The 14,198-nt window shown below is 45.8% G+C and carries 12 protein-coding genes and 3 pseudogenes; 7 read left to right on the plus strand and 8 right to left on the minus strand.

What is annotated here, in order from left to right; genetic code table 11:
- Window positions 1-2: 2 nt before the first annotated feature.
- From pgi to JEU20_RS08015, 6 genes are all read right to left on the minus strand, one after another.
- Window positions 3-1,637, minus strand: coding sequence for a glucose-6-phosphate isomerase (gene pgi / locus JEU20_RS07990; protein WP_198244828.1), 1,635 nt, complete (start codon window positions 1,635-1,637; stop codon window positions 3-5).
- Between the two features lie 116 nt (window positions 1,638-1,753).
- The gene (locus JEU20_RS07995; protein ID WP_198244830.1) at window positions 1,754-2,182 is read right to left on the minus strand and encodes a YcgN family cysteine cluster protein; all 429 of its coding nucleotides are present in this window, start codon (window positions 2,180-2,182) and stop codon (window positions 1,754-1,756) included.
- Window positions 2,179-3,192, minus strand: a complete 1,014-nt coding sequence (locus JEU20_RS08000; RefSeq protein WP_198244832.1) for a M14 family metallopeptidase — start codon at window positions 3,190-3,192, stop codon at window positions 2,179-2,181. The genes JEU20_RS07995 and JEU20_RS08000 overlap by 4 nt, the downstream gene beginning before the upstream one ends.
- A gap of 4 nt (window positions 3,193-3,196) precedes the next feature.
- Window positions 3,197-4,627, minus strand: coding sequence for a glutamate-cysteine ligase family protein (locus tag JEU20_RS08005; protein ID WP_198244834.1), 1,431 nt, complete (start codon window positions 4,625-4,627; stop codon window positions 3,197-3,199).
- Window positions 4,628-4,631: 4 nt separating this feature from the next.
- Window positions 4,632-6,134 (minus strand): flagellar hook-length control protein FliK, encoded by a 1,503-nt coding sequence (gene fliK / locus JEU20_RS08010; protein WP_198244836.1) that lies wholly within the window; start codon window positions 6,132-6,134, stop codon window positions 4,632-4,634.
- A 4-nt stretch (window positions 6,135-6,138) separates the two neighbouring features.
- On the minus strand, window positions 6,139-6,942 hold the full coding sequence (locus tag JEU20_RS08015; protein WP_245395152.1) for an HDOD domain-containing protein: 804 nt from the start codon (window positions 6,940-6,942) through the stop codon (window positions 6,139-6,141).
- A 181-nt stretch (window positions 6,943-7,123) separates the two neighbouring features.
- On the opposite strand from JEU20_RS08015, the gene JEU20_RS08020 reads away from it, so the two are divergent.
- The 7 genes and pseudogenes from JEU20_RS08020 (at window position 7,124) to JEU20_RS08050 (ending at window position 13,213) form a co-directional block, all read left to right on the plus strand.
- Window positions 7,124-7,723, plus strand: a complete 600-nt coding sequence (locus tag JEU20_RS08020) for a hypothetical protein (protein ID WP_198244840.1) — start codon at window positions 7,124-7,126, stop codon at window positions 7,721-7,723.
- Between the two features lie 11 nt (window positions 7,724-7,734).
- The gene (locus JEU20_RS08025) at window positions 7,735-8,205 is read left to right on the plus strand and encodes a 4Fe-4S dicluster domain-containing protein (RefSeq protein ID WP_198244842.1); all 471 of its coding nucleotides are present in this window, start codon (window positions 7,735-7,737) and stop codon (window positions 8,203-8,205) included.
- A 2-nt stretch (window positions 8,206-8,207) separates the two neighbouring features.
- Window positions 8,208-9,164: pseudogene (locus JEU20_RS08030) on the plus strand (aldehyde ferredoxin oxidoreductase N-terminal domain-containing protein); the annotation flags it as partial.
- A 45-nt stretch (window positions 9,165-9,209) separates the two neighbouring features.
- Window positions 9,210-10,764, plus strand: a pseudogene (locus JEU20_RS08035) (IS3 family transposase).
- A gap of 36 nt (window positions 10,765-10,800) precedes the next feature.
- A pseudogene (locus JEU20_RS08040) lies at window positions 10,801-11,709 on the plus strand (aldehyde ferredoxin oxidoreductase family protein); the annotation flags it as partial.
- Between the two features lie 2 nt (window positions 11,710-11,711).
- Window positions 11,712-12,962: an NAD(P)/FAD-dependent oxidoreductase gene (locus JEU20_RS08045; protein ID WP_198244846.1), complete on the plus strand. Its 1,251-nt coding sequence runs from the start codon at window positions 11,712-11,714 to the stop codon at window positions 12,960-12,962.
- Window positions 12,932-13,213, plus strand: a complete 282-nt coding sequence (locus JEU20_RS08050) for a MoaD/ThiS family protein (protein WP_214657294.1) — start codon at window positions 12,932-12,934, stop codon at window positions 13,211-13,213. The genes JEU20_RS08045 and JEU20_RS08050 overlap by 31 nt, the downstream gene beginning before the upstream one ends.
- A 10-nt stretch (window positions 13,214-13,223) precedes the next feature.
- Here JEU20_RS08050 and grxC read toward each other — a convergent pair whose 3' ends face one another.
- Both grxC and JEU20_RS08060 read right to left on the minus strand, forming a co-directional pair.
- On the minus strand, window positions 13,224-13,496 hold the full coding sequence (grxC, locus tag JEU20_RS08055) for a glutaredoxin 3 (protein WP_198244850.1): 273 nt from the start codon (window positions 13,494-13,496) through the stop codon (window positions 13,224-13,226).
- Window positions 13,497-13,531: 35 nt separating this feature from the next.
- Complete coding sequence (locus tag JEU20_RS08060; protein ID WP_198244853.1) at window positions 13,532-14,179, minus strand: class II aldolase/adducin family protein; 648 nt, start codon at window positions 14,177-14,179, stop codon at window positions 13,532-13,534.
- Between the last annotated feature and the right edge of the window lie 19 nt (window positions 14,180-14,198).

The following is a 14,198-nucleotide window of genomic DNA, read 5'->3' on the forward strand; positions in this document are numbered from 1 at the left end:
GCTTACCTGAGTTTTTTGTAAGTGTTTATTAAGCCATTAGTTGAACAATCGTGACTGTTGATTTCGTCATCATTTTTCAGTTCCGGCAGAATGGCTTTTGCCAGTATCTTGCCTAATTCTACACCCATTTGGTCAAATGAATTTATGTGCCAGATCACACCCTGGACAAAAATTTTGTGTTCATAAAATGCGATTAAAGTGCCCAGTGTTTTGGGTGTTAGTTTTTTAAATAAAAAGGAATTAGAAGGTTTATTGCCAGGGAAAATTTTCGAATTGATCAGCACTTCATCTTTTCGTTCCTCTTCAGTGAGGTCGGCTAAGACTTCTTCGCGGGTTTTGCCCAGCATCAGTGCACGAGGCTGCGCTAAAAAATTTGAAATCAGAATATCGTGATGTTCGGGTAAATCATAATGACTTTGCGCTGGCGCCAGAAAATCACAGGGAATTAGCTTAGTGCCTTGGTGCATTAGTTGATAAAACGCGTGTTGACCATTAGTGCCCGGTTGTCCCCAGATGATGGGGCCAGTTTGGTAATCGACAATATGGCCTTCCATATCGACACGTTTTCCATTACTTTCCATATCGCCTTGTTGAAAATATTCGCTAAAGCGGCACAGGGATTGGTCATAAGGCAAGATAGCATGGGATTCGGCTTCAAAAAAGTTGTTATACCAAATGCCAAGCAAGGCCATGATAACGGGAATATTTTCGGCATAAGGCGTATGGCGGAAATGCTGGTCGGCTTCGAAAGCACCTTCCAGTAATTGCTCAAAGCGGTCCATGCCGATATAGACAGCAATGGATAGTCCGACTGCCGACCATAGGGAATAGCGGCCACCGACCCAGTCCCAGAACTGAAAGGTATTCACCGGGTCAATACCGAATTTTGCGACATTTTCTGGGTGGGTTGAAACAGCTACAAAATGTTTTTTGATCGCTTCGTTATCACCAATTGCCTCAAGAAACCAACGTTTGGCCGAGTTCGCGTTGGTCATAGTCTCCAAGGTATTGAACATTTTGGAAGCGACGATAAAAAGGGTTGTTTCAGGATCAAGCTGGTTCAATGTATTAACCAGGTGGGCCTGATCAACATTGGAAACAAAGTGAATGTCCAGGTCAGGCCGTGCATAGGGTTTTAAGGCAGTACAAACCATTTTAGGACCTAAATCAGAGCCGCCGATGCCGATATTGACAACCGTTGTGATTTGTTTGCCGGTGATGCCGCGCCATTCGCCCGAACGCACTTTTTCGGAAAAAATGCGCATTTTTTCCAGTTCCTGATTGATTTTTGGCATTACGTCTTCACCGTTTACATACACCGGCGTATTTGTCCGGTTGCGTAAAGCGGTGTGTAAGACAGCGCGTTTTTCGGTGATGTTGATGGTTTCACCGTTAAACATCTGTTCGGTTTTTTGTTTGAGGTCGGCCTGTTCGGTCAAGGCCAGTAACAGGCGCAGTGTTTCTTCACTAATTCGGTTTTTTGAAAAATCGAATAATATGTCATTAAAGGTGAGTGAAAATTTCTTGAAGCGGTCGGGGTCGGCCTGAAATGCCTCCTTCATGGAAAAGTTTTGTGCGAAATTATTGAAGTGTTGTTGTACCGCGTTCCATTCTGCAGAGCTGGTAAGTTTTGACATATTTTATCTTTTTTCTTGTTGAAGAGTTTCAAATTGTGCAGGCACACCCGAATTTAAAATCCAAGATATTATAAGTGACTGGCCAGTATTGCACCATAACCATAGGCTTATCATTGTTATTTCAGCCATTCGATGATGTGTTCCTCAGGATCGTTGACTTCTGATTCCTTCATCGCATAGCTACGGATTGAAACACCGGCCTCGTGTACGGAATCTGGATTGCCGGATAGCAACGGATGCCAGCCAGGCAAAGGGTCGCCATCGGCCAGCAGGCGATACGCACAGGTGGTTGGCAGCCAGGTGTATTCAGTAAAATCATGCTGTTTTAAATCCAGACATTCCGGTACCAGCGTGCAGCGTTCCGCGTAGCGGGTGCAATGGCAGTTGTCCAGATTGATCAAGTCGCAGACGATACTGGTGAAATAAATTTCGCCGCTGTCTTCATCTTCCAGTTTATGCAGGCAGCATTTACCACAATGATCACATAATGATTCCCATTCGTCAGTTGTCATTTCGGATAAGCTTTTTTGTTCCCAGAATTTCATAATGCTATTTGTTCCATTAGATAACATAGACAATCTTGCCGGATAACGCGTTCATCGAGTGTAAGCATAGACGGCATTGTCGCGCAGCGGGTAAGCAGTTCGTTTTGATTAAGCTCAAAAAAACGGCTGCTGACATCTTTACCCGATTCATCAATGGCCAAAACGGGCAATTTTTGCAGAAATTTTACCCGACCAAAACGTGTGCCAGGTTTTATTTCTGTAAAATTCAAGCGTTCCAGGTCTTTGTCCAGTATCAATTGATGGCTGTTTTCGTCAAAACCGAAAGTAATGTCATCCGCAATTTTGACCTGGGCTACGGTATGGTAAACCGCGATATCCCGGTGCGGGAGTGCGCGTTGGCTTAATTCGGATAAATGCAGACAACTGTTCAGGTAGTCGAAAGCGTGGTCAATGCCATGGTCTTGATCGGGCCGGCCACATTCAAGCGTTACCGCAGGGCATAATTCAGCGAAACTGAGTGATTGAACACCTTTAGGATGGGTGAAATAAACAATGAGTCGGCCAAATAAAGCCGCCAATTGTAAAAATGAATTGTCGAGCTTATTGATGCAGGCGTAATGTGGATTCAAGCCGGTATTATTGTGTATATCGATGCTGGCGAAGAGGTTTTTGGCTTTCATTTTGTCGAAAATGTACTGCATCAAACGTATTTCTTCGCAATCGGCCTGTTCGGTCCCTGGCCATACTCGGTTGTAATCCGGTTGATTGTCCAGCCGTCTCAGCTTAGCTTCCGCTGCCAGCGTATTGCCAAAAAAAATCGACAGTGACCGAGGCAGGGGCTTGTGTTGATAATGCTTTAAGAGCCGTTGCAAGGCATAAAAGCCGGTCGGCTCATTGCCATGCAGCAAGATGGAGATAAACAACGGCTGGGGTTTTTCGCCTTCAAGATGCAATAAAGTCGGTGCGCCTAAAATTTTGTGCAGTTGCTCGGGCTTTGCCGTCAACACAGCGGGCGGTAGTCGGTCGAGTTCCTGCAAAATGAGTGTCATGCGATTAATACTCCCATTCGCTGACGGGCAAACCGGTTTGTTGCAATTGTAAATAGTGTTGTGTCATTTGTTTGAAGTGTTTTCCATGTTTTTGTATATATTTCCGTTGCCATTGACTGCCGGTTTGTCGATTATTGACGCGTTGGCGGATAAGCTCCAGATAGTCTTCGCCGTCTTTTCTGTCAATATGTAACGCATCGAGTCCTTCTAGTGCGGCATCGATAAAATGATGCTCCAACCACCAATGGAGCCTATGCTTTTGCCCATTTTTCCAGCCGATATGGGCATCTAGGCCAAAACGGGCGGCTTGGTAAAAATTATCTTTAGCCTGTGAAAAACCGATCGGCAAACCATTGTCGATGATGTCATCGGTAAATTTTTTGCACAAGCCATAAAATAAGGCCATATTGGCAATGGCGTCAATCACTGTAGGGCCAGCTGAGGGGGTACGATGTTCGATACGAATATGTGGCATGCCGTTGTCAGAGATGCCAATCAGCGGTCGGTTCCAGCGCCAAATCGTGCCGTTATGTAATTTTAAATGGGCAAACTCTGCGATTTCGGTGTCTTTGCATTCCGGCAATAACACGGGGAAGTGTGCATGGTTTTCTGAAAAACATTCCATAATGGAATGCTTGGCAAAATCGGTGCCGAAACTGACGCGTTTCAAAGGGCCACCGGCGACACCGGCGTAGCCGCCTGTCTCGATCGCTTGTTCAAACAATGGGATGCGTGTTTCGCTCCACAAATCATGCCCAAAAAGGAAAGGCGCATTCGCGCAAGCGCCAACCATGATAGATGAGGCGATAATAGCGGCGTTATAGTAATGATGAGCCAGTTCAGCCGGCACCTGAATGTGTATTTGAAAAGATGTTGTCGCCGCCTCCATCATGACATCATGATGATCGAGTTTTAAATGTTCATGACCGATAATATCAAGATGAACCGGTTTACCACGCGAGTTTAGAATTTGTTCATTCAATGCCCGATAGCGATTGCGATCTGACATGTTGTGCAAATTGAGTTCATCAGCCTGCAAAGTTGGCAGTGTGCCTATCATCAAGAGTTGCTTATCCAGTGTGCTGGCATGTCGAAGAGCCTGATCCCAGGTTTGTTGAAACTGCTTATGCATTTGGCGTAAACCATCGCCTTGCAGGGGTTGCGGTACACTGTTCAATTCCAGGTTAAATTTTGCTAGCTCTTCACAGGCTAACGGATTATTGAATGATTGCAGGAATTGATCATTGACCGGGGCGGGTTGCATGATGTTATCGACAATCCAAGCTTCAATTTCAAAACCAGCAACTGGATGTTGGCTGGAAAAGGCATTTTTCTGCAGCATAGTGTCCAGCATGCGCGTTTCCTGCGTTAGTTTTTGTTGGAAGAGTAAAAAATCTTCCGGTTTGAAATGCGCGGCTTCAATTTCCTGCCCCATGGGCCTATGCCTTTTCGTTTATCAATTGATGCGGTTGGCGGCCTGAATCAACGTGCTCGGGTTTTCCAGCTTGTACGGTCATGATGCCGGTGGTCACGCCTTTTGCATTCAGTTGTTGTTTTAACCTATCCAGAAAACGGCTGATTTTATCTGCCGTTGCAGGACGATCACTCCAAAAACGGGTATTGACAACCTGGCCGACACAGTTCATGCGGCAATAGACAGTGCCAAGCCCCGGTGGGGATACAGTAATATTGACGGCCCATTTTTGCATATCTTCTGAGGTTTTATCCTGTTCGGCCTGTTGTTCAATTTCCAGTCTTACTTTATCAGGCTTGCCTTGATTTAAAAAGGGCAGTTCCAATAACCAGACCTGTTTATTGCCTTCTTCTTTAGGTAAGGAGTTGATTTGATCCATAACAATTCGGGCTAAAACCTGGCTGGATTTTTGTTGTAGTTGTCGAAACAAATCCCGGTCCTGTTCGGTTAAAGGTTGTGCTTTGTCGACTTCCAGGTGACGCGTGATTTGTTCGGATAGTTGCAATAATTTGAGTTTAAAATCATTCTCAATGGCAGGCTGTATCGTGGGAGAAGGGTTAAATACTTTGCTTTCCAGATAAATCCCTGAGTCGCGCAGCTGTTGTTTTAAAATGGCCGGGTTGCTAAGTTGTGTAGGTTTCGGTAACAGCAACAAGATTCGTCGGGCAATGTGTTTGAGTTGTTCGGGAACCGATTTTTGTTGTTCGATATGCTTAATTTGATGAGACAATTCCTGCAGCAAAACTGGCGCCGATTGCTGTTTGGGTAAATATTCACGAATGCTGTGTTGAATGCGTTGTGTATCGGTTTGTGTCGTTGCTTTGGGCGTTTCAAGGTATTGCAGAAGCTTAGGCCTTTTCGGATCAAATGTCAGTAGGATCTGCTGCCCACTTTTGACAGCCTGTTTCTTCAGGCCTTCAATCTGGTTGAATTCGAGGGTCACGGTATCATTATTTTTGGGTATTTCTGCGGCGTTTGCTTGCACTGGAAGCAATTTACCGGTGAGGGTTTTTGCGGTGATCTGGTCGATTTGAAAACGCAACGCTATTGACGATGAGCGTTGAGGTGTTTTTTCAGCATTTAATGCTTGAATTAAAGTTGAGATACTTTTTTCGCTGTGTACTTGCTTGAATTCGACGGTAGCTACGTTTGTATTATTTGGCGTGGGAATAGGGTGGCGTGATTTCGTGTTGTCGCGTGTTGCAGGAGGGACCTGTTTAAAGGTTAAAACCGGTTGTTGAGCGATGACTTGCAAGCGCAGCGTTTGATTCTTATCAATATGTACGGGTTTTTCCGCTATTAGAGACAGAATGCGTTCGTTAAGTTGAATCTTGATCAGCGTGACATCTTGGTTTTTCTGGGTTTCCACAACCTTGGCATCAATAATTTGACCGGTTTTCAGCAGGCTGGCGGGCGCTGTTTTATCAATCCGGTTTAGATAAGCTGTCAAAACCTGTTGAATATCCATGGTATCAATTCAGCATTTGCCGGATATGTTCAATCTCATCCTTGGCTTGATCTAAAATATTGATACTTTGATCAGCATCTAATTGACCCGCCGCCAGTTTTTTATACGCGGGCAGTTCGTCCATTTTTGGCATTTTTTTGATATCCACTTTACCGATATAACTGTGTAATTGAGAGATCATGACGATATCGGTGTAATCCGGCTCTGTCTGTTCATCGCGATACCAGTTTTCAGAATGTTTGATCACCGCATTGAAATCTTCCGGAAAATCCCATTTCTGAATAATCTTGAGTCCGATTTCAGTTTTTAATTCGCGAATGGTTTCGGCCAGGTCTTTCGGGTTGTCCAGAATATCGATATTTTTGTCGGCATAAGCCAGTATCGGCACCACACCAATATCATGTACCAGGCCTGCCAGCATGGCACGGTCAGGATCAAAGCCCGGTGTCTTGTGGGCCAATACGGCGCTAATCGCGGCGACATAGCTGCTATGGGTCCAAAGTGACTGCATTTTACGGCGAATGGAATGGGATTTTGCGCTGAACACGGCTTTTATGGCAAATGCGGTAATAATGTCTTGTGATGCTCTAAGACCAATGCGTGTCAAGGCTTCTGGGCAGCTTTCAATTTTTCGGCGACCGCGATATAAGGGACTATTGGCGATTTTGATCAAACGCGCGGTAATACTGGGGTCAATTTGAACGACTTTCGCAATCTTGCTGTTATTGGCTTTTTCATCATTGATGGCGCGGCGAATTTTAAAGGCGACATCAGGGATAGTCGGCAGTATCAATTTATCCGATTGCATAAATTTATAGCAATCTCGATATAATCGATTTTTTGCCATACCGGGTTTGTTCTGGAGTTGCTCTGTGGGCGTCATGTGTTAAGCGATACTATTATCTGAAATCTTAACTTCTTATTTTAGTTGAAGTTTGCTTAAATGGTGGTGATTAATATGCAGTAACAACCTTGTGGAGCTTGATGTTATGAAAAAATTGTATAAAGACTGGAGCATGGATAAGGCTCTACATTATATCTATATCAATGAAGTTATTTTTATCAGTTTGATTTTGCTGGTCTTTATCGGTGAATTATTGGTGGATGTATCGGAGCGTGTGGCTTTGTTTTATTGGTTATGTGTCACGCCAATTTTTTTATATTGCTCCTGGATCAGTGAAAAAGCTAAGGAAATCAGTACCGGCGTCAAAAATAAAGAATTGCTGCATTATGAAATGGTGTACTGGGGCAGCGCCATGATTTCGGTATTATTGATTTTTTTACTGTGGCATGCCGATATGATTCGTCCCTCAGGTGCCGCGATGAGTATTCATATCATCCTAGCACACACGATGGTTTTACTGGGAATTCTGTTAGGCACACATTATTATTTGGTGGGTGGATTTCTGTTTGGAACGGCTGCATTGAGTGTGGTGTTTGGCGGACAGTTTGGGCTAGACCTGGTGTTATCGATTCCAATTATCTGGTTGGGGTTTCATTTGGAAAAAACATTGATTTTCCCAACCTTGAAAAGAAAAAACGATTTTTTAAAAGCGCTTGAAGAAAATAAAAAAACTGAAAAAAATTAACAGGATGAGTCATGCAAAAATCTTTACATCTGGATGCTTATAAATGTACCGGTTGTCTGCAATGCGAAATGGCGTGCTCGTATGAAAAAGAAGGGGCGTTCAATCCCGCTAAATCGCGTATCAAGGTCTTTACCTTCCATGATTTAGGGCGTTTTTCGCCGTATACCTGCACGCAATGCAGCGATGCCTGGTGTCTTCATGCCTGTCCTGTGGAAGCGATTACGACCAATGTGACAACGGGCGCTAAGGAAGTTAACGAAACGCTGTGCGTCGGCTGTAAGGTGTGTACCATTTCCTGCCCGTTCGGTACCATCAATTACAATACCGACACCCATAAGGTTGATAAATGTGATTTATGCGGTGGCGATCCTGCCTGTGCTAAAGCTTGTCCAACCGAAGCCATAGTTTATATTGATGCAGAACAGACCGGTTACAACAAGATGCGGAAATACGCTCAATTCAATCTGACGCAAGGAGAATAATCATGGCCTGGACCGAAAAAGTTTTGCGCGTTAATTTGACTAATAGAACCATCTCTGTCGAGCCGCTCAATATGAAATGGGCAAATCAATATTTAGGACAGCGCGGATTGGGCAGCAAATATCTGAGCGAGGAAATCGATCCGAAAGTTGAGCCGTTGTCGCCTGCAAACAAACTGATCATGATTACCGGCCCTTTGACCGGCACGATGGCGGCAACCGGTGGGCGTTATTCAATCGTGACTAAAAGCCCATTGACCTCAGCCATTGCCTGCTCTAATTCCGGTGGATTTATCGGTGCTGAAATCAAAAATGCCGGCTGGGACATGATTATTTTTGAAGGCAAAGCCGATTCGCCGGTTTATTTATACATTGAAAATGACGATGTCAAGATTTTGCCCGCTGATGATTTATGGGGCAACAGCGTCTGGAAAACCGACGAAATGTTGCATCAAAAGCATCAAGATCCACTACTCAGAGTTGCCTGTATTGGCCGTTCGGCAGAACAACAATGCTTGTATGCCGGCGTTATTAACGATTTACATCGTGCCGCTGGCCGCTCTGGTGTTGGTACCGTCATGGCATCAAAAAATCTAAAGGCGGTCGCCGTTAGAGGCACAAAAGGCGTTGGCAACATCAAAGACTTTCCCCGATTTCTCGACGTCACTAATCAGGCCAAACAAGTGCTGGCCGGTAACAGCATTACCCATGATGGCCTACCAACCTACGGAACTCAGGTGTTGATGAATGTCATCAATGAAATTGGCGCTATGCCGACCCGTAATATGCGTGACGTGCAATTTGAAGGTGCCGAGCGTATTTCCGGCGAGGCCATGCATCAAATTCGCGCTTCCGACAATAAGGCTAATCTAACCACCAATGCCGCCTGTTTTGGCTGTACCATCGCCTGTGGCCGGATTTCCACCATCGACAAGGGACATTTTTCCATTCAAAACCCCCCTGTGTCAGACTAGTTGTCGCCTCTATTAAAACAGAGGAATAAAACGATGTCCCAACGTTATAGTAAAGCATTTAAAGAACAAGCCATATCAAAAGTATTGCAACGTGGTGATAAAACGATACAGTGTATCGCTGATGAATTGAATGTAAACTTGTTTACCCTTAAAAACTGGCTAAAGAAACCTCGTACAACGCCTATGACAGACACCCCGATGAATAAACGCCCAGCTGACTGGTCAATGGCAGAGCGTTTTGCTTTATTAATGGAAAGCGTCGCTTTAGAAGGTGAGGCGTTAAATGCCTTTTGCCGTCAACACGGTATATTTCCGCATCATCTTGATGTTTGGAAAGACGAGTTTATCAAGAAAACCGACAAAGCAGAACAATCAGGAAAATCCCGATCAGACAAGTCTTTACGGGATGAGATAAAACAACTGGAAAAAGAATTAAATCGCAAAGGAAAAGGCCTTGGCAGAAGCCGCCGCCTTATTGGTGCTCAAAAAAAGTGCCGAGCGTTCTGGGAGGAAAAGGCGTGATGATTTCTCTTGCAGAACGCGAACAATGGTTGGAATATTTTGATGAAGCCGTCGGCCTGGGCGCAAGAAAATCAAAAGCCGCCGAGATCATCGGCATCAGCTTACGCACTTTGCAGCGTTGGCAAAAACTGAAACGCTATCCGTCGATGGCCGGACACAGCGTCAGTTTACCCCGAGCCATAAGCTCAGTGACGAGGAACGAGCCGAGATACTTGCTATCGCTAATTCGGACGAATTTAAAGACTGTACGCCGCATCAAATCGTGCCGATATTGGCCGAGCGTGGTCAATATATTGCTTCAGAATCCAGTTTTTATCGAGTTTTAAGGGAGGCCAATCAATTATCACACCGGCATACCAGTCGGACACCTAGCTCGCGCAGCCAGCCGAAAGCCTTGACCGCAACATCGCCCAATCAGATTTACACTTGGGATATCACCTATCTGGCAACGCAAGTCAAAGGACAGTTCTTTTATCTGTACCTGTTTATGGATATCTTTAGCCGTAAAATTGTCGGCTGGCAGGTCTACCAGGAAGAAAGCAGTCAGTATGCGGCCGATGTCATCACCGATATCTGCCAACGTGAATGCATTCAACGCGAGCAGGTGGTTTTGCATTCTGACAACGGTAGCCCAATGAAAGGCGCAACCATGCTGGCAACCTTGCAAAAACTGGGGGTAGCGACTTCACTCAGTCGGCCAGCGGTGAGTAATGACAATCCTTATTCCGAATCCCTATTCAGGACGCTTAAATATACGCCTAAATATCCTTCACAGCCCTTTGAGACAATAGCGGCTGCCAGGGAATGGGTCGCAGGCTTTGTGGACTGGTACAATCACCAGCATCGGCATAGTGGTATTCAATTTGTCACACCGGCCCAACGCCATGAGGCTAAAGATCAGGCGATATTAATCCAGCGTAAAGCGGTCTATGAGGCCGCTAAAGCTCAAAACCCCAAACGATGGAGTCAACATACCCGAAACTGGGATTGGCAATCTGACGTCTGCCTAAATCCTGATAAACCGAATGATTCGCGCTCAGTCAACAAGCCCAATATCATTCATTAATTTTCAACTTTTGGCGACAGTTACTTTGACATTTACCGAAACAAGCCGGAATACTGGCACGCCTCTGGCGGTCTGGAATATGAAGCTGCCTGGGCTTTAGGGTCTGATTTAGGTATTGATGACCTCGATGCTTTGACCTATGCCAATTTTATCTGTAATGAAGATGGCTTTGATCCTATTTCATTTGGTTCGACACTGGCTGCGGCTATGGAAATGTATGAGCAAGGCCTGATCAGTAAAGAGCAGACGGGTGGTATCGAATTGAAGTTTGGCAATGTTGAAGCCCTGGTCAAAATGGTGGAATTGACGGCTAAAGGTGAAGGCTTTGGTAAGGATCTGGGGTTGGGTTCTAAGCGTCTGTGTGAAAAATATGGTAATCCAGACTTATCCATGACGGTTAAAGGTCAGGAGTTTCCGGCTTATGACCCACGCGGTATTCAAGGCATGGGTTTGACCTACGCTACCTCAAACCGGGGTGCGTGTCACCTGCGTAGTTACACCGTATCATCGGAAGTTTTGGGCGTACCGGAAAAGACCGACCCGTTAACGACAGAAGGCAAGCCGGAATTGGTTAAAGCGTTTCAGGATGCCACCGCCGCGGTTGATTCGTCCGGTTTGTGTGTATTTACCACTTTTGCCTGGACGTTAGATGACATTGCGCCTCAGCTTGATGCCGCCTGTCAAGGCGATTGGACGACTGAAAAACTGCTGGAAGTGGGTGAACGAATCTGGAATCTTGAGCGGAAATTCAATCTGGATGCCGGCCTGACAGGTAAAGACGATACGCTCCCTAAGCGGTTGCTGAAAGAAGCCGCCAAAACCGGCCCGGCTAAGGGAAAAGTCAATGAATTGGGGAAAATGTTGCCTGAATACTATCAATTAAGAGGCTGGACGGCGGAGGGTGTTCCTGAGCGGGATACATTACAGCGCTTAGGATTGGTGTAATCATGCATTATGTCATCATTGGCGCAGGCCCCGCCGGTGTGATTGCCGCCGAAACTTTGCGCAAATACGACAAAAACAGTGCGATTACCCTGATTGGCGATGAGCCGGAGCCGCCATATTCCAGAATGGCGATCCCTTATTTGTTAATGCAGAATATCGAAGAAAAAGGCACTTATTTGCGTAAAACCGGCGACCATTATCAACGATTGGCGATCGACTTATGTCATGATCACGTCATTGGCTTGGATACCGCGCAAAAGCAGATCCATTTACAGAACGATAAGACCTTAGGATATGACAAATTATTGATCGCCACAGGCTCTCATCCGATCAGACCGCCGATTACAGGGATGGATTTGCCCGGCGTCAATTACTGCTGGACATTGGCCGATGCTCGCCAGATTGCCGCAAAAATTAAGCCTGGCGCCAAAGTTGTTTTGATGGGGGCGGGATTTATCGGCTGTATTATTCTGGAAGCTCTGGTCAAACGAGGCGCCGAACTCACCGTGGTTGAACAAGGCGACCGCATGGTGCCGCGGATGATGAATGAAAAGGCAGGTAATCTAATCAAGCGCTGGTGTATCGATAAAGGGATTCGGGTGTTGACATCAACCCGGGTTGAGGCTGTTGAAGTTGGCCAGGCGTCTCCTCTATCAATCAAATTAGCCGGTCAGAGTGCAATTCCAGCCGATTTATTGGTATCGGCAACCGGTGTGCGCCCGAATATAGCTTTTCTGAAAAATACCGATATTAAAACAGAGCAGGGCATTCTCATCGACCGCCATATGCAAACCAGTGTACAGGATATTTATGCGGCGGGTGATGTGGCACAGGGGCTGGATTTTTCGACCGGGGAAAATACGGTTCAGGCAATTCAGCCTACCGCAGCCGAACATGCGCAAATTGCTGCTAAAAATATGCTGGGGTTGCCCGGCGCACGTTTTCAAGGTGCGGTTAATATGAATGTGCTGGACACGCTTGGACTGATTTCCAGTTCCTTTGGATTGTGGATGGGGGCAGATGGCGGCGATCAGTCTGAATGCTATGATCCTGAAAACTTTAAATACCTGAATTTGCAATTTGCAGACGATGTGCTGATTGGCGCAACCACGATTGGGTTTACCCAGCATGTTGGTGTTCTGCGTGGGCTGATTCAGAATAAAACTCATTTGCAAGACTGGAAGCCACGCTTGCAACAAGATCCCAGCCGGGTGATGGAAGCTTGGCTGGCAACACATCAGGTGCTGGCTTGATGCAAGTCACCTTTAAGCTCTATGCATCGTTGATGCCGTTGTTGCCGCCGGGCACAAAAGGTCATGCGGTAAGTGTCGATATTGATGATGACACCACCTTGCAGCAACTGATCGATCGATTCAATATCGACGATCAGCAGGCCTTTTTAGTTATGGTCAATGGTGTCTATGTGCCGCAGGAAATGCGGCACAGCTATGCTTTAAAGGCTCAGGATGTGGTCGCTATCTGGCCAAAAGTTGCGGGGGGCTAAATGCTGCCGTTTAAGACACTTCGCCGAAAACAGCTTCCACTAATTCATCCAGCTTGCCAGTTTGCTCTAGTGCGTACAGGTCATCAAAGCCACCAACGTGAATATCGCCGATAAAAATTTGTGGCACGGTGCGGCGTTTGGTTTTTTGCATCAATGCCTGACGTAAGCCTGGCTGTTTATCTACGTTGATTTCCTCATACTTGAGTCCTTTGCGATCCAGGAGTTTTTTAGCCATGGTGCAATAAGGACACAGGTTTGCCGTATAAACTTTAATTTTTTTCATTTGTTTTATAATATTCTAATTTAGTGATGGGTATTTTAGTTGGATGCCGTGTCAAATTCAATGCTAAAGGCCGTCGCGAGTGTATCAATCAGTATTTTGGCAGCATGAGATAGGGAATCAGCAAAAGCAATGATGCCATCTTCATGTCCCAGCATACTGATGATACCCTGCGTACCGAGTTGATGCCGGTCAAATAATTGTTCGACCGCCTGTGCCATTGCCGGTGTTCCATAAGCGACATCGGCCTGGGTGCAGGGAATATTCAAAGCCTGGGTTTGTCGCCAGATCGTTGGGCTGTGGACATGAATGACAGTCTGGATGCATTGGTTTTGTCGGTACAGCATGGCATGGGTCAGGGCTTCGGATGATGGCTTACTCAGGCCTGATGATTTGAGTGTATTGTGGTCAGGGTCAGCCTGCTCGATTAAGGCCAGGTGATGCAAGGTCAGTTTAGGGAGGTGACCGGTTTGAGTCCCACTGATATAAAAACGCTGTGATTTGCCGGCGCGGAGGCTGAGATTACCAAAGCCATAGCCTTGATAACGAGCTGGATTTTGGCCAATCAATTCCAGCTGCAACATGATCTTGCGCCAGGCATTCAATTCGGCCAGGGAAAAATCAATGGAAATCGCTTGGTGCTGGTGGCGTAAATCGTATTTAATGACGCCTTCTTGTTCAGTCATAATCAAAATGTCATGGAGT

The organism is methane-oxidizing endosymbiont of Gigantopelta aegis, assembly GCF_016097405.1.
GTDB lineage: Bacteria > Pseudomonadota > Gammaproteobacteria > Methylococcales > Methylomonadaceae > Methylomarinum.